This window comes from Tenacibaculum sp. IMCC1 (assembly GCF_054906355.1).
In genome coordinates this window covers 2,667,510-2,684,764 of sequence record NZ_CM142818.1, presented here as the reverse complement: position 1 = coordinate 2,684,764, position 17,255 = coordinate 2,667,510, and the positions used below count along the sequence as shown (strand labels likewise).

Genomic DNA, 17,255 nt, shown 5'->3' with positions numbered 1-17,255 from the left:
ATTTATGCTAAAGAAGCACCACTAGCAGCTACACTTCTATCAATTTTACGCATTAATCCCTGTAATACTTTACCAGGACCAACTTCAACAAACTCAGTACCACCATCAGCTATCATTGCCTGCACACATTGTGTCCATCTTACTGGCGCTGTTAATTGCGCTATTAAGTTTTCTTTAATTTCAGCAGGGTTTGTTACTGCTTTCGCTACCACATTTTGGTATACTGGACACATAGGTTCGTTAAATGTAGTTTCTTCAATAGCTGCAGCTAACTCCTCACGAGCTGGTTCCATCATTGGTGAATGAAATGCTCCTCCTACAGGTAAAAGTAATGCCCTTTTAGCGCCTTTTTCTTTTAATACTTCACAAGCTTTTTCAACAGCTTCAATTTCTCCAGAGATTACTAATTGTCCTGGACAATTATAGTTTGCTGCTACCACAACTCCATCAATCGAAGCACAAACTTCTTCAACTACAACATCTTCTAATCCTAACACAGCTGCCATAGTAGATGGTTGAATTTCACATGCTTTTTGCATTGCTAAAGCACGCTTAGAAACTAATTTTAATCCATCTTCAAAAGACAATACACCATTAGCTACTAACGCTGATAATTCTCCTAAAGAGTGACCTGCAACCATTTCTGGTTTAAAATCGTCTCCTAAAACTTTTGCTAAAATTACTGAATGTAAAAAGATAGCAGGTTGTGTTACTTTAGTTTGTTTTAATTCTTCAGCAGTACCTTCAAACATTACGTCAGTAATACTAAAACCTAATATATTATTTGCTTTTTCAAAAAGTTCTTGAGCTAATGGAGAGTTTTCATATAAGTCTAACCCCATTCCTGTAAATTGTGCTCCTTGACCTGGAAAAATATACGCTTTCATTTGTTTGTTTTGTTGTTTATTTAACCTTGCAAACATACAACTTTTAAAATTACTATCTTCGTTTTATGACTGTACAACAAAAATCTCAAGCACAACTTATTTACCTAGTTTTAGCTTCGTTATTTATAGCCTCTCTTGTAACTTCAAACCTTATTTTTCAGAAGTTTTTTTATTGGGAACCCTTTAATTTATTTCGTTTTGAAGTATCTGTTGGAATACTTCCATATCCTATTACTTTTTTAATTACAGATATTCTTTCTGAAATTTATGGTAAGAAAAAGGCCAACAGAGTTGTTGTAGCAGGAATTTTTGCTTCCTTTTTTTCTATGTTAATTATTTTAGTAGCTGATTATGCTCCTGCAATTAATAACTCTCCCATTGGCGACGAAACTTTTACCAAAGTTTTTGGGCTTTCTCCTTTTGCTGTACTAGCTTCTATGCTAGCTTACTTAGCTGCTCAGTTTATAGACATTCGAATTTTTCATTTTTGGAAAAAATTAACTAAAGGAAAACATTTATGGCTTCGCAATAATTTTTCTACCTTTTTGTCACAATTTATAGATACTTTTACCGTATTATTTTTATTGAGTTCTTTTAAAATACTTCCTTGGAGTATTTTTGGTAGCCTTTTACTTAGCGGTTTTTTATTTAAAGTCATTATAGCAGCTCTTGACACTCCTGTTTTGTATGTTGTTATATATTGGTTTAGAAAAAAATTTGACTTACAAATAGGTGAAGAAATCAGCAAATTTTAAACGAATATTACTTTATGTTAAACAAGTTTTTTTATAAAATTTTTAAAGAACAGCTTTCACTTTCAGAAACATTAGCTACATACCTAAATTTATTTGCAAATCTTATTGTGTTTGGAATTTTAGGTTATATCTTATTCAAAGTTTTTAGATACGTTGGAAAAAGAACAGTTAATAAAATGGCAGCAAAAACATCAACTAGTTTTGATGATATGCTTATTAAAAACAAAACCTTTTTAAACCTTTCAAGAATTGTTATTCTTACTATTGTTTTTAATTTTTTAAAAGATATTTTAGTCGATTTCCCTAACCTGTTTACCTACGCTGAACGTATTGCTACTATTGCCATTATTTTTGCTATTATTTGGTTTATACGTAGTATTCTACTAAGTGTTAAAGATTTTCTTCGTACCACAAATGCTTTCAAAGACAAACCCTTAGAGAGCTATGTGCAAATTTTCATGGTAATCATGTGGCTTATTGCTGCTATATCATCTTTTTCTGTATTAACTGGAAAACCTTTAATTAGATTCTTAACTGCATTAGGTGCTTTTTCAGCAGTATTATTATTAATTTTTAAAGACACCATTCTTGGTTTTGTATCAAGCATTCAAGTAGCAGTAAATGATACTGTTAGAATTGGAGATTGGATTACCATGGAAAAATATGGCGCTGATGGTGATGTAGTTGAAATTAACCTTACTTCTGTAATTATTAGAAATTTTGATAATACAATATCTAGCATTCCTACGTATTATTTAACATCCGATTCTTTTAAGAACTGGAGAACAATGAATACTTCAGGAGGTAGACGTATAAAACGATCAATTTTAATTAAAATAAATAGCATTCACTTTCTTACCGATGAAGATATTGAGCGCTTTAAAAAGATTGAGTTAATTTCTGACTATATTGAAAAAAGTAGCAAGGAAGTAAAAAAATACAACGAAGAAAACAATATTGACAAATCTGTAATATTAAACGGTAGAAACTTAACCAATTTTGGGTCTTTTAGAATTTACTTGGATAAATACATTGAAAATCATCCAAAAATAAATCAAGATATGTTGTTAATGTCTCGTCAGTTAGAGCCAACTCCTAACGGAATTCCACTAGAAATTTATGCCTTTAGTAGAGAAAAAAATTGGGTAGATTACGAACGTGTTATGGCGAACATTTTTGATCATATTTTAGCTTCTGTAAAATATTTTGATTTGGAAGTTTTTCAAAATCCATCAAGTATTGACATCAATAACTTGAAAGAAATACAAAAGAGTGAATAATAATACAGGTACATCTTTATGGCAAATAGCTATCCAAAAATTTAAACATAGTAAAACAGGTATGTTTAGTTTTGGATATATTATTTTATGCGGGTTTATTGCTGTTTTTTGTTATGTTTTAGCTCCAGACAACAGTAACTCTGCCAATCAAATGCATTTAGAAATTCACTCGAAACCTCCTGGTTTTTCTGTGCAACTATTAAGCATTCCTTCAGAAGTAAAAAACCAACAATCGTGGTTTTCTATTTTTATGGAAGGAAAGCAAAATTCATCAACAGAAATACCTATAAAGTCATTTTCTGTTAAAAACAATCAGTTAGAAGCTATTAAATACTCCGATGGTTTACCAAAAGAGTTTCCTGTTTCCTTTGAACAATACATTCAACAAAAAACATTTTATTTAGGAACTGATAAATATGGTCGTGATTTATTAAGCAGGTTGTTGATTGGTGCTAGAATTTCATTTTTTATTGGATTTATAGCTGTGTTTATTTCGCTTTTAATAGGAATTCCTATTGGCGCTATTGCTGGTTATTTTGGTGGAAAAATTGATGATTTTATTATGTGGGTTATCAATATCACTTGGTCCATTCCAACACTTTTATTAGTAATCGCTATTACTTTGGCTTTGGGTAAAGGTTTTTGGCAAGTTTTTATTGCAGTGGGATTAACTATGTGGGTAGAGGTTGCTCGTGTAGTTCGGGGTCAAGTAATCACTACTAAACAGCAGCAATATGTGGAAGCTGCCAAAGCTTTAGGTTTTTCTGATTTTAGAATTATTTTCAAACATATTTTACCTAATATTTTAGCTCCTATAATTGTAATTTCCGCCGCAAATTTTGCAGCTGCTATTTTAATTGAAAGCGGACTGAGTTTTTTAGGTATTGGAGCCCAACCTCCTACTCCCTCTTGGGGTGCTATGATTAAAAATCATTATAATTATATCATTTTGGGCAAACCATTTTTAGCATTGATTCCAGGATTAGCAATTATGAGTTTAGTAATGGCATTTATGTTAATTGGAAATACACTTCGTGATGCTTTAGATGTGAAAGCTTAAAATTTGTAAATTCGCTTTCTTAAATTTTTTTGATATGAGTTTTAGTGTTGAGTTTAAAACAAGATGGGCAGATTTTGATGCCAACATACACATGCGTCATACCGCATACAATGATTACGCTGCTGAATTACGTTTACGTTTTTTTAAAGAGCATAATGTAACTGTTCAAGATTTTACTAAGGAAAAAGTTGGTCCTATTTTATTTGAAGAAAACACCAAGTTTTTACGTGAAATACACATGGGAGAAGACATAACTGTAAACTTAAAAGTTACTGGTTTATCCGGAAAAGGTGAACGTTGGAAAATTCAACATGAAGTTTTTAATCAAGCAGGTAAACTTTCTGCAATTATCACTGTTTATGGTGCTTGGTTAGACTTGGTTAAGCGTAAATTAACAGTACCTCCTGTTAAATTTCAAGAGATTTTTAACGAAGTTGAAAAAACTGAAGACTTTAAAGAAATCGTTTTAAGTAATTAAATGAGTACTTCAAGGAAAATAAAGGTTGTTATTACCATTGTTGCTTTACTTGTAGGTTATTGGTTACAACAAAAAGAAGAAGCTAAGAACTTTTCTGAACCTACAACAGAAACAGCCAGTAATAAAACTAATAACTTCAATTACTTTCCTACCTCAACAACTGGAGTCATTATAAAACATAATGGCTACCAGTTATCATATAGCGAAAAACACGAGCAAGCTGAATGGGTTGCTTATCCTTTAGATAAAAGTGATATTGCTTATACCAATCGTAAGCGTCCATTTTTTATTGTAGACCCCAAGGTGAAGACAAAATCTGCAGATTGGAGGAATTATAAAAGATCTGGTTATGACAAAGGACATTTATGTCCTGCTGGTGATAGACGTGCCTCTAAAAGTGCTCATGATGAAACTTTTTACACTTCAAACATTTCTCCTCAAAACCATGAGTTTAATGCTGGTATTTGGAATAAACTAGAGCAAAAAACTCGTTATTGGGCTAAAAAATATAATCACTTGTATGTTGTTACTGGTGGTGTTTTAGAACCTAATTTGAAAACTATAGGAAAGGAAAAAGTAAGTGTTCCTAATTATTTTTATAAGGTTTTACTAGATTATACTCAACCTGAAATTAAAGCCATTGCCTTTTTACTTCCCCATAAGGAAAGTAATAAACCTCTATCTGACTTTGTAGTTTCTATCGATGAATTAGAACAAAAGACAGGTATTGATTTCTTCCCTGAATTACCTGATACTATTGAAAACCAACTAGAGGCTTCTGCTAATTATAAAAATTGGAGCTTTAGGTAATTCCAACATTCCTTTTTAATACCTGCGCTTTTTCTCAAAAACATACGAAAGGATAACCCCATGACTGTTTCCTAACACAGAATCACTAAATGCTGCATTGTAGAAGTACACAAACTTTAAGTTTTTTAGAGCATAAATACCTGCTAAAAAATTAATTGAGGAACTACTTCTATAGCCCGTACCGATTTCAAATTTGTTTTTATAGTTAACAGCAACATTTGCGTCAATCTGCATAGGTGCTCCCCCTTCATATTTCAAAAAAACACTAGGTTTAATCATTACTTCCTCAAATCGATTGGTAAAAAAACGATACCCGAAATAACCGTAAATAGGGTTTGATATATTTAAATCATCTCTAGACGCTAATTTATCGCCTAAAAGATTTGGCAGTGAAACTCCTGCATAAAAATCTGCATGATTATATAAAAACCCAATACCTACGGTTGGTACCGTTACATTCATATTTTCTGAAAACTCTATATCATCAGTAATTCCTAGCTCTAACAAATTCTCATGAAACTGCTGTACTCCTGCTGTTAGTCCAAACGATATTACATGTTCGTTATAATGTTGCCAATAAGGTCTATCAATCTCCGTATCAAAAAATATTTTATATGAATATGAAGCATACGCATTTGTATAAGTACTTACCCCTATTTTATCTCGTACAATAGCACCACCTATCCCCATTTTTTTTCTTGCAATCGGAGTATGAAAGCTTAATGACAATGTTCTGGGACTTCCTTCAATACTATTTATATAGTCATAATTACTAAGTGTAATTTCTGCTCCATCAGACATTCCCGTATAGGCAGAGTTTATAATAAACGGATTATAATTATACTCTGGATACAAAGCTGTTTGTTGTCCCCAATTATTTTGAAGTACCATCATAAAAATAAACAGTAAAATATAGTTCCTTATCTCTTTCATCTTATCTTTTTAAAACTAAAAACCCTTTTGTTTCTTTTGATTTCCCCTCTGTTGAAATTTTTATACTGAAAAAGTATGTCCCTGCTGGTAACTTATCACCTCCCATACTCGTTAGCTTATTGGCTACGCCTCTAAAAACATTAAATTGATTATCATATTCTTTCATCTGAAAAACCATATCTCCCCACCTATTAAAAACAGTTACTATATTATTAGGATGTTCTTCAATTCCCTTTATTTCCCAAAAGTCATTTACTCCATCACCATTTGGAGAAAAACCGTATTTGGTTTCCCCTACTAAGCTTGCTTCAGTTCTAAAACTAATTTCAGAACACCCATTAGCACTTCCTAGCGAGTTGTATGGAGTTACTAATACATAAACTATGGTGTTCTCTGGTAAATCACTAGTTAAAGTATAATTCGTTCCTGTTACTGACTCGTTGTTTACAATATCGGTTCCACCTGAAGTTGTTCCAATTGACAGGTAATATCCATCGGCATCTGAAACAGTGTCCCAAGTAATTCCAGTACTAACACTAACATTTGTTGCTTTATTGGTTGGAACTGTAATTGTGGTGCAGTTTGGTATAATTGCAACGGTTTCTGTGGTAAAACGAACTTCACCACAGCCCGTTGCTAAGCCCCCCGACTTATATGGTAATACTGATACATAAATTGTTGTGTTCTCTGGTAAATCGCTCGTAGGATTGTATGTTGTTCCTATCACTAGCTCATTGTTTACAATATCGGTTCCACCTGAAGTTGTTCCAATTGACAGGTAATACCCATCTGTATCAGCTACTGCGTCCCAAGTAATATTTGTATCGACTGCTACATTAGTTCCTCCATCACTTGGAACTGTAATTGTGGTACAACTCGGTGTGGTTGGTACTATTTCCGTAGTAAAACTAATTTCAGAACATCCTGTAGCACTTCCTACCGAATTGTATGGAATTACCGATACATAAATTGTTGTATTCTCTGGTAAATTACTAGCTAAAGTATAGCTCGTTCCTACTACTGATTCGTTGTTTACAATATCGGTTCCACCTGAGGTTGTTCCGATTGATACATAATATCCATCGGCATCTACTACTGCATCCCAACTAATTCCTGTACTAACACTAACATTCGTTGCTCCATTACTTGGAACTGTTATTGTTGTACAATTTGGTGAGGTTGGTACTATTTCTGTAGTAAAGCTAATTTCAGAACATCCTGTAGCACTTCCTACCGAATTGTATGGAATTACCGATACATAAATTGTCGTGTTCTCTGGTAAATTACTAGCTAAAGTATAGCTCGTTCCTACTACTGATTCGTTGTTCACAATATCAGTTCCGCCTGAGGTTGTTCCGATTGATATATAATACCCATCTGTATCAGCTACTGCGTTCCAAGTAATATTTGTATCGACTGCTACATTAGTTCCTCCATCACTTGGAGCTGTAATTGTGGTACAACTCGGTGTGGTTGGTACTATTTCCGTAGTAAAGCTAATTTCAGAACATCCTGTAGCACTTCCTATCGAATTATATGGAATTACTGATACATAAATTGTCGTGTTCTCTGGTAAATCACTAGCTAAAGCATAGCTCGTTCCTACTACTGATTCGTTGTTTACAATATCGGTTCCGCCTGAGGTTGTTCCAATTGATAGGTAATATCCGTCAGCATCTGCTACTGCATCCCAACTAATTCCTGTACTAACACTAACATTTGTTGTTCCATTGGTTGGAACTGTGACTGTGGTACAATTCGGTGCGGTTGGTACTATTTCAGTAGTAAAGCTAATTTCTGAACACCCTGTAGCACTTCCTACCGAATTGTATGGAATTACCGATACATAAATTGTTGTGTTCTCTGGTAAATCACTAGCTAAAGTATAACTCGTTCCTGCTACTGATTCGCTGTTTACAATATCAGTTCCGCCTGAAGTAGTTCCGATTGAAAGGTAATATCCATCTGTATCAGCTACTGCATCCCAACTAATTCCTGTACTAACACTAACATTCGTTGCTCCGTTACTTGGAACTGTTATTGTGGTACAGTTTGGTGCACTTACCACTGCATCTCCAGTAGTAAAACTTTCTTCTACACAACCTGTAGCGTCTCCTACATCATTGTATGGAATTATACGAACATAATGTATTCTATTTGCTTGTAAGTCTTGAGTAAAACTATAAGTTGTTATGTTTCCTACATCAATACTATTCACAACCTCTATCCCTCCTTGAGTAGTTCCTACACTTACTAAATACCCGGTTGCTTCTGTAATTTCATTCCAAGAAATATCAGTATTCAACGGAACATTCGTTGATCCATTTATAGGATTCACTAAACTTGTACAACTAGGTACTACTGGAATAAACTCTGTTTTAAAAGACTCTTCTCCACAACTTGTTGCATCTCCTTTATCGTTATAAGGAGTTATAGTTACAAAAATATCGGTGTCTTCTGGTAAATCTACAGGTAAATCGTATGTTGTACTATTACCTACATCAATACTATCAAGAATATCTATTCCACCTGAAGTAGTTCCTACTGTAAGCCTGTATCCATCTGCATTACTTATAACATTCCATTCTAAGTTTGTACTTACAGATATATCTGTACCACCAGCAAGTGGTAAGGTTAAGCTGGTACAATCTGGTACTGTAGATGGAGTTGTAGACACCGTAAAGCTTTCTTCTACACAAGGTCCTACTGCATCTCCATTTTCGTTTGAAGGTACAATAGTAACATAAACTATTTCTCCTCCTGAAAAATCTGTAGCAAATTCATAAGTGGTAGCATTTACAACAGTTTCGTTTATTATCATTCCTGAAGGTTCAATTCTAATTGTTAAAGCATATTCACGTGCATACAAAACAGGTTCCCAAGTTAAATTGGTATTTACAGGAACATCTGTTGCTCCATTTAAAGGCGCTATTAACTGTGTACATTCTGGAATAGGACAATCTAAAACATCACCCGTAAAAGACCATCCAAAACTATCAATCATTAATTGTCTTTCTTCTACAGCATCACAATAGGGAAGAGTGTTAGCTCCTATATTTATTCCAGGTGTTAGTGTTTGTTCAGACCATGCAATAAGCGTATTGTCGTAATTCACTCTAGTAAGAGCTGTATTATCTAACATATTTTGCATGTTGGTTACGCCACTAATATTCCAATCACCTAAATCTTGATTAAAAACTGTAGCGTTATTAAACATAGCGTTCATCGATACCGTATTTAATAACCATTGGTTTAAAGGTTGATTAAACAAACTTGCACCTTGAAACATTCTATCCATGTTCATTACTGCTGTTGGCCTCCAATTATTCATTGGTTGATTAAAGTTTGTTGCACCATTAAACATGTCTTGCATGGTGGTTACTCTCCTAATATTCCAACTTCCAATAGCACCATCAAAAGCTATTGCTGTTTGAAACATGCCTTGCATATTAGTTACCGATGCTACATTCCAAGAATCTAATGGTCTATTAAAAGACGTTGCTCCTCGAAACATTTCTTGCATAGTGGTTACAAAAGATACATTCCAATTATTAATATCTTGATTAAATGCAGACGCTCCATGAAACATTTCAGCCATTGTTTGTGCTTCGCCTGTATTCCAATTCCCTAAGGGTTGGTTAAATATTTCTGCATTTTTAAACATTGCTTCAAAGTTTGTTACTACAGAAACATTCCAGTTTTCCAACGGACTATTAAAAGCAATAGCTTCTTCAAACATCGAAGGCATTAAGGTTACTGAACTTACATTCCATGAATTTAATGGTTGGTTGAAAACTGTGGCTTCTTGAAACATTTGACTCATGTTAGCAACAGCACTTACATCCCAAGAGTTTAATGGCTGATTAAATGCTTCTGCTCTTCGGAACATACCTGACATATTAACTACTGAGTTTACATCCCAAGAATTTAACGGTTGGTTATACATTTGAGCATTGTAAAACATTAAACTCATGTTGGTTACATTGGTTACATTCCAGCTATTTATGTTCTGATTAAATGCGCTAGCACTCTGAAACATGCTCTCCATGTTGGTTACTGAAGAAACATTCCAATTACTTAGGGCTTGATTAAAAGAAGAAGCGCCTTCAAACATCGAAGTCATGTTTGTAACAGCACCTACATTCCAAGAGTTTAAAGGTTCGTTAAAATCAACACATCTCTGGAACATTTCAGACATATCTGTAACATTACTTACATTCCAATTATCAATATTTTGGTTAAAAGCCATGTTTGAAATAAAACCATTAAACATTTCAGACATATTGGTAACATTACTGACATCCCAATTATTAAGTGGTTGGTTAAATGCTTCTGCTCTTTCAAACATACTACTCATATCTGTAACACTACTCACATTCCAATTATTAATATTCTGATCAAATACTTCTGCATTTTGGAACATCCCTCCCATATCTGCAACATTTCTTGTATTCCAATTTCCTATGTCTTGATTAAACTCTATGGCACTACCAAACATGTAGTTCATATTAGTAACATTACCTACATCCCAATTATTAAGTGGTTGGTTGTAAATTGAAGTTCCACTAAACATACCACGCATGTTAGTTACACTACCTACATTCCAATTATTTATGTTTCCATTAAATTTTCTACATGAGCTAAACATTCTTTCCATATCTATTACATTGCTAAGATTAGGAATATCTGTAGCATTGTACTCCATATTTCCACAACCATAAAAAGCTTCGTTCATACTTTCCCAAACTTGATTACCCCACTGGTCTATAGATAATAATTTATGAGAATCACCTACATACTCATGCTTAGGAGAAGGAAAAACGCCTATAATACTTACGGTATAAATACCTGGGGTAAGATATGTGTGTGTAATATTCCCTGTTACATTATGATCGTACTGTCCATCTCCCCAATCTATAGAATAGTTATAAGTAAGATAGTTCGGGTAGCCTGAATTTGTTTCTATTTCTAATTGATTCGTAGGGCTAGTATAACTTAATACTTGTATGCTTGTGTCATAAGTAAGCTTGAATGCATCTGGGCTATTTACCCAACTTTCTATTACTGTAAAACTAATTTCTTGGCAACCTGTAGCTGGTCCTTCTGCGTTATACGGGACAACTGTTACATATACAGTATCTCCTGCTATAAATTCGTTGGTAAAATCTACTCCTACAACATTTCCTACATCTTCATTATTATATATAACCTGTGAAGTCGCTCCGTTTTCTCTTCTTACACTAATTCTATATCCTGTAGCATTAGGAGCTGGATTCCAACGAATATCACTGTTTGCAGGCACTTGTGTATCTCCATCTTGCGGCATGGTTATTTGAGTACATAATACATAAGAACAGTTTACAATATCTCCTGATATAGTCCACCCGTTATTATCAATTAAACTTTGTCTTTGGTTTAATGCATCACAATAATTTAGATTCGTCGCCCCTAAATCAACATTATTTTGAACTGTTTGAGCATTCCAAGCTATAAGAATATTATCATAGTTTTCTTGAGAAATACCGCTATTCGATAACATGTTTGTCATGTTTGTAACACTAGATATATCCCAGACTCCTATGTCTTGGTTAAATGAAGTAGCTTGATTAAACATATAAGACATGTTTCTAGCATTTCCTGTTTGCCAACTGCTTATATCTTGGTTAAAGGACGTAGCTCTATCAAACATATATTGAAAATCAGTGATATTACTTACATCCCAAGTATTTAAAGGTTGGTTAAAAGCTTCTGCTCGTTGAAATATGTTGCGTATATTAGTAATATTGCTCACATCCCAAGTATTCAATGGTTGATTGAAAGCTTCTGTTCTTTCAAACATACTTTCTACATTGGTAACCATGCTAACATTCCACAAACTAATATCTCGATTAAAAACAGTGGCGCCTTCAAACATTCCTCTCATGGTAACAACATTACTTACATTCCAAGTTCCTATACCTTGATTAAAGCCTGAGTTATCTCGGAACATGTAACTCATATCAGTAACATTACTAACATCCCAGTTACCTATGGGTTGATTAAAAACTGCTCCCCAAGCCCATCCATCAAACATACCCGACATGTTTGTTACATTACTAACATCCCAGTTATTTAAAGGTTGATTAAAGGTTCTGTTTCTAAAAAATAGCCTAGACATATTTGTAACATTACTAACATTCCATGTATTTATAGGTTGGTTGAATTTAGCTTGACTAAACATTCCCTCCATTGTTGTAACACTACTTACATTCCAGTTGTCTATTGGGCTATTAAAATTAGAACCTTTAAATGTGTTATTCATATTGGTAACATTACCAACATTCCAATTATTCATTGGCTGATTATATGCACTTGTATCGTAAAAGGCTGCTTCCATATTAACAACATTAGCTACATTCCAGTTATTAATATTTTGATTGAACTTACGGGCTCTATATAAAAAGTTTTCTAAAGTAGTTACTGCTGATGTGTTCCAGTTATCTAATGGTTCGTTGAATTCCCTTGCATTATAAAAAGTGTAAGACATGTCTATTATACTAGATGTGTCCCATTGATCTAAAGGTCTATTAAAAATTTCGCAATTCATAAATAACCCTGAAATATTAGTTATGGTGCTTACATCCCAATTATTCATAATACCATTAAACAATGAGCAATCTCTAAAAGCATTTTGTAGGCTAGTAGCTTGACTTAAATTTGGTGGAGTAATAGCATCAAAATTTAGATTTGAACATCCATAAAATGCGCTTTCCATACTTTGCCATTGAATAGTACCCCAAGACAAGATTTCGATAATTTTGTCAACGTCTCCAGTATTATTAAAATAAATTGCAGGAAACGTACCATCTATCTTAACTGTATAAGTTCCTTGTGCGGCATAGGTATGGGTAATGTCTCCTGTTACGTTTGAATCAATATTTCCATCACCCCAATCAACGGTGTATGAATACGTGTAAGCTGAATTCGTTGGGATGCTTATTTCATTAACTCCAGAAGAGCCAGTACTAATATTTGCCGTGTTCCATAAAGAAGTGAACGACTGCGAAAACAATTGACTACTTAAAATTAAAAAAAGTACTACTAAACCACTTCTTAAAAATTTACCTATTAATGCCCTCATTCTTTTTAATATAATTTTTAACACTTCTATTTTAATCAAGCTTTTTTACATACTACATAAAGTAAAAACTACCCAGCCATTAAATATTGGTTTGATAGGTGTTGTTTGTTTGGTGATATTACCAACTCAAACTGAATCTTCATATATAAAATAAAAGCTAAGTATTACTTAATAATATCGTTTACATTAAGTAATGAGGCGCAAGATATAACCGTTGATTGTTATAGAAGTATCATTCTATAGAGTGGAACCTAATTTATTAGTTTTTTTCGATACTCTGATGGGGTATAACCTGTTTGTTCTTTAAACACGCGGTTGAAAGTAGTTTTACTTTTGAAACCAGAATCGTAAGCAACAGCGAGTATTTTGTGGTCTTTGCTTGTAGATAATTGTAACATTTTCTTGGCTTCTTTAATTCGATATGAATTGATGAGTTGATAAAAATTCTTGTCAAATTCAAACGAAAACACTTCAGACAAATGATGACTGCTTAGTGATAATTTTTTAGCAAAACTTGCTTGAGTTAAGTTATGGTTTAAGTATATTTTTTCTTCTTCAATTTCCTTTAATATTTTTTGTTTGTAAGAGCTTCTATCTTCTTTTGATAATGAAGAATTTTTATATTTTTCTTGGATTACTTTTACTTCTTTTGTTTGCTCTTTTATTTCTTCAATAGCACTTTCTTCTTCATTCTTTTTTATATAAATCCAAAATAACCCACCTAAACCAATCATACATAACACACTAAACCACAAGGTTGTTTTTTGTTGGTCTGAGAGTAAAGCTTCTGTATTTTCTTGTGCTGAAATAGTTTCTTCTTTTGCTTTAATTTCTGCCTTTAGCTCTTCTGTTATCGCTTTTTTTTGATTCTTAAGAAAATTTATTCGACTCTCATTATATTTCTTTTCTGTATTTAAGTAAGCTGTCGTTTTGTTTAATTTTTGATATATCGTAGTCAAGTTTTCATAACATATCATTTCAATTTCTTCTATACTTTTTTCAGAAGCTATGCTTAACGCTTGTTTTAAGTATTTTTCTGCTTCACTATAAAACTCTAGTTTTAAATTTGCGACTCCTAAATTAACTAAAAGCCATGCTTTTACCCTAGTATTTTTCTCAAAAGACTTGTATTTTGTTGCTTTGTTTGCTGTTTCAATAGATTTTTGATACGCTCCTAATTTATAATAGGAACTACTAATATGGTTTAAGGATGTTAAAATGATATTTTCATTACCTGTTTCTTCTCCTATTTCTTTTACTTGTTCTGCATATAGTAATGATTTTTCTTCTTTATTTAAAGCTGAATAACTTATCGATAATCCGTTCAACGCAGCCATTTTTATTAACTTTGGTTTTTCAGTATAGGCTGCTTGCTTTAGCACCATCTTCATGGTTTCTATACTCTTTTCATAAAGTTCTACATTATTATATATATTTCCTAAGTTAACTAACACAACAGTTTCAGCTTGTTTGCTTTCTGGTATCGTTTTAGCAATAACTAATGCCTCTTTATACAGTGCTATAGCTTCTACATATTTTGTTTGCATGTTTAAGCTTATTGCCTGGTTAACCATTGCTTTTACTTGTAATGCTTTCAGGTTATTCTTTTTAGATATATTGTATAAAGAGTCACTATAAATTTTATGAAGCTTATAATTTCCTTCTGTATAATTTTCTTGTAGTTTTTCTAAATAATTCTCTGCTTTTTTTTGAATATTTAAGAACTGCAATCCTGTTTTATCCTGGCTATAAAACAAAGTTGTAATACTAAGTAATAAATATGTAGTTATTTTTTTTAACAATTTCTGTTACTTTATTACAAAAATACGTCAAAAATACTTTTTCTTTTTCCATCTATAAATCATTTTTTCAATACAAAAAAGTGTCTTGTAGATATGATAACATACTACACGACACTTTTCATCAAAAACCACAAAAATTTATGTTCTTATTTGCTAGGCTTTAAAGAGTTTAAATTATTTATAATCATATATTCAAGTAAGACTTCTCTTGGGTAATTTTTAAATAAGTTGTCAGCATTAAACAATCTCCCTTCTAAATTACTTAGATACAATTTACTAAATAGCTCAAGATCTACATCTTTCCTTATTTCTCCGTTTACTTTAGCCTCTTCTAGTAAATTTATCACATCTTTAGATACAACATTCTTCGTTACTTCTATATAGGCATCATAGGCATTGGGATAGTATTTTTTTAATCCAAAAATAAAAGAAGGTTTAAACTTTATTACGTATTTAAAAATTACCTCATATATTTCTATTATTTTATTTAATGCTAATTTATCAGATTTTAAAATAGGTTCTATATCAATTTTAAATTCATTTATTAATTCTTTGATACTTTCAATTATCAATTCTTCTTTTGAAGAAAAGCATGCATAAATAGTTTTTTTTGAAATTCCAAGTAACTCAGCTATTTCATCCATTGTAGTATGCTTACTACCAAATGCTATAAATTTTTCTTTTGCAACATTGATAAGTTTTTCCCTATTATTCATAATCAACCCTACTTTATTTCCATCCTCCTCCTAAAGCTTTATATATATTTACTGTACTTAATAATTGATTTAATTTGTTATTTATAACGTTTATTTCTGCGTTCAAAACTCTTTCTCTTGCTGTTAATAAATCAAGATAATTTGCATACCCATTTTTTAATAACTCCTCAGAGTTAGTTTCTGCTCTTCGTAAAGCTTCAACCTCATTTTGTCTGTATTCAAATTTCTCGGTTTCAGCATTATAATCGAAAAGTGCATTTGAAACCTCATTCCCTGCTGTTAACAAAGTCTTTTTGAAACTTAACAATGCTTGTTCTTGTTGTGCCTTAGCTACATCGTGCTGCGTTTTTATTTTTCTTTGATTAAAGATAGGCTGTGTTAAGCCTCCTATAATATTAGCAAATAAGGAATTAGTACTTAGTAATTCATCTAAATCTAAACTCTGAAAACCACCTGTTGCAGTTAAAGTTAACGATGGATAGAAATTACTTTTAGCAACATTTGTCATTTCAAAAGCATTAATTAATCCATATTCAGCAGCCATTACATCTGGCCTGTTTCTTAACAAAATAGTAGGAACACCTAGTTTTATAGTAACATCTAACTCTTGTTGTGAAAGTTTACTTCTTTTAACAACTACTGATGTTCTTCCTAATAGCAAGTTTAAGGCATTTTCTGTTTTAAAAATAGAAGCTTCTAAATCTACCTTTAACGCTTTTGCATTGTTATATTGTGCTATATTTTGGTCTACAGCTACTTGATTAACCTGACCTGCTTCTTTTAAAGCTTTAATAGTATTTACACTACTCTCTCTGGTTTCAATAGTTTGTTCAGTAATTTCTAATTGAGCATCTAAAGCTACTAACTGATAATAGGTAGTTGCTATTGCTGAAACTAATTGAGTTTTTACTGCTTGGTGAGCAGCTACACTTTGTAAATATGCTGCTTTTCCTGCTCGTTTATTACTTCGTATTTTACCCCATATATCAGCTTCCCAAGAAAGGTTTCCTGTAATTTCATATTGATCTATACTACCATTAAAAAAAGATCCAAACTGACTGTTTTTTGCTAATTCTTGATGTGTAGCTTTTGCTCCTACACTTAAAGTAGGTAAATACCCTGCTTTACCTTGTTTCATGTAAGCTTCAGCAGCAGCCATTTGTTGTATGGCTACACGGATATCTAAGTTATTCTGAAGTCCTTCATCAATGTATTCTTTCAAATGAGCATCAGTAAACATATCTTTCCAAGACACATCTGCCATTGAGATACTGTCTTTTGGTAAATTATCTGTTCTATACAAATGTTCTGTTTCTTTTAACTCAGGTCGCACATAATCCTTCGCTACGAAACAACTTTGTAGGGTTGTAGCCATAATGACTACAACCAAAGTTTTATTTAAAATAAATTTCAT

General features: G+C 32.5%; 11 protein-coding genes. 5 read left to right on the top strand and 6 right to left on the bottom strand.

The window, feature by feature from the left end; genetic code table 11:
• Positions 1–2: 2 nt before the first annotated feature.
• Positions 3–887 carry an ACP S-malonyltransferase gene (fabD, locus tag ACXIHB_RS12490; protein WP_159615094.1) on the bottom strand — a complete coding sequence of 295 codons (885 nt, stop codon included), beginning with the start codon at positions 885–887 and terminating at the stop codon, positions 3–5.
• A gap of 65 nt (positions 888–952) precedes the next feature.
• Between fabD and ACXIHB_RS12485 the strand changes: the two genes are divergently transcribed.
• Genes ACXIHB_RS12485 through ACXIHB_RS12465 form a run of 5 tightly spaced genes read left to right on the top strand, consistent with a single transcriptional unit; the run spans position 953 to position 5,270 of the window.
• Positions 953–1,642, top strand: a complete 690-nt coding sequence (locus tag ACXIHB_RS12485) for a queuosine precursor transporter (RefSeq protein WP_159494767.1) — start codon at positions 953–955, stop codon at positions 1,640–1,642.
• Between the two features lie 14 nt (positions 1,643–1,656).
• Complete coding sequence (locus ACXIHB_RS12480; protein ID WP_073184214.1) at positions 1,657–2,922, top strand: mechanosensitive ion channel family protein; 1,266 nt, start codon at positions 1,657–1,659, stop codon at positions 2,920–2,922.
• Positions 2,915–3,982 carry an ABC transporter permease gene (locus ACXIHB_RS12475; protein WP_173359436.1) on the top strand — a complete coding sequence of 356 codons (1,068 nt, stop codon included), beginning with the start codon at positions 2,915–2,917 and terminating at the stop codon, positions 3,980–3,982. Before ACXIHB_RS12480 ends, ACXIHB_RS12475 begins: the two co-directional genes overlap by 8 nt.
• 34 nt (positions 3,983–4,016) lie before the next feature.
• Positions 4,017–4,460: an acyl-CoA thioesterase gene (locus ACXIHB_RS12470; RefSeq protein ID WP_047790796.1), complete on the top strand. Its 444-nt coding sequence runs from the start codon at positions 4,017–4,019 to the stop codon at positions 4,458–4,460.
• Positions 4,461–5,270 carry a DNA/RNA non-specific endonuclease gene (locus tag ACXIHB_RS12465; RefSeq protein WP_073184210.1) on the top strand — a complete coding sequence of 270 codons (810 nt, stop codon included), beginning with the start codon at positions 4,461–4,463 and terminating at the stop codon, positions 5,268–5,270.
• A 15-nt stretch (positions 5,271–5,285) separates the two neighbouring features.
• Here the strand turns inward: ACXIHB_RS12465 and ACXIHB_RS12460 are convergent, their stop codons facing one another.
• The 5 genes from ACXIHB_RS12460 to ACXIHB_RS12440 all read right to left on the bottom strand — a co-directional run bounded on the left by ACXIHB_RS12460 (position 5,286) and on the right by ACXIHB_RS12440 (position 17,255).
• The gene (locus tag ACXIHB_RS12460; protein ID WP_462098361.1) at positions 5,286–6,203 is read right to left on the bottom strand and encodes a PorP/SprF family type IX secretion system membrane protein; all 918 of its coding nucleotides are present in this window, start codon (positions 6,201–6,203) and stop codon (positions 5,286–5,288) included.
• Position 6,204: 1 nt separating this feature from the next.
• Entirely contained in the window at positions 6,205–13,323 is a 7,119-nt protein-coding gene (locus tag ACXIHB_RS12455; RefSeq protein WP_462098360.1) for a BspA family leucine-rich repeat surface protein, read from the bottom strand.
• A 251-nt stretch (positions 13,324–13,574) separates the two neighbouring features.
• Positions 13,575–15,125 (bottom strand): AraC family transcriptional regulator, encoded by a 1,551-nt coding sequence (locus ACXIHB_RS12450; RefSeq protein ID WP_281980751.1) that lies wholly within the window; start codon positions 15,123–15,125, stop codon positions 13,575–13,577.
• A gap of 146 nt (positions 15,126–15,271) precedes the next feature.
• A complete protein-coding gene (locus ACXIHB_RS12445) occupies positions 15,272–15,841 on the bottom strand; it encodes a TetR/AcrR family transcriptional regulator (protein ID WP_159612749.1) in 570 nt (189 codons plus the stop codon).
• Between the two features lie 13 nt (positions 15,842–15,854).
• Positions 15,855–17,255, bottom strand: coding sequence for an efflux transporter outer membrane subunit (locus tag ACXIHB_RS12440; protein ID WP_047790744.1), 1,401 nt, complete (start codon positions 17,253–17,255; stop codon positions 15,855–15,857).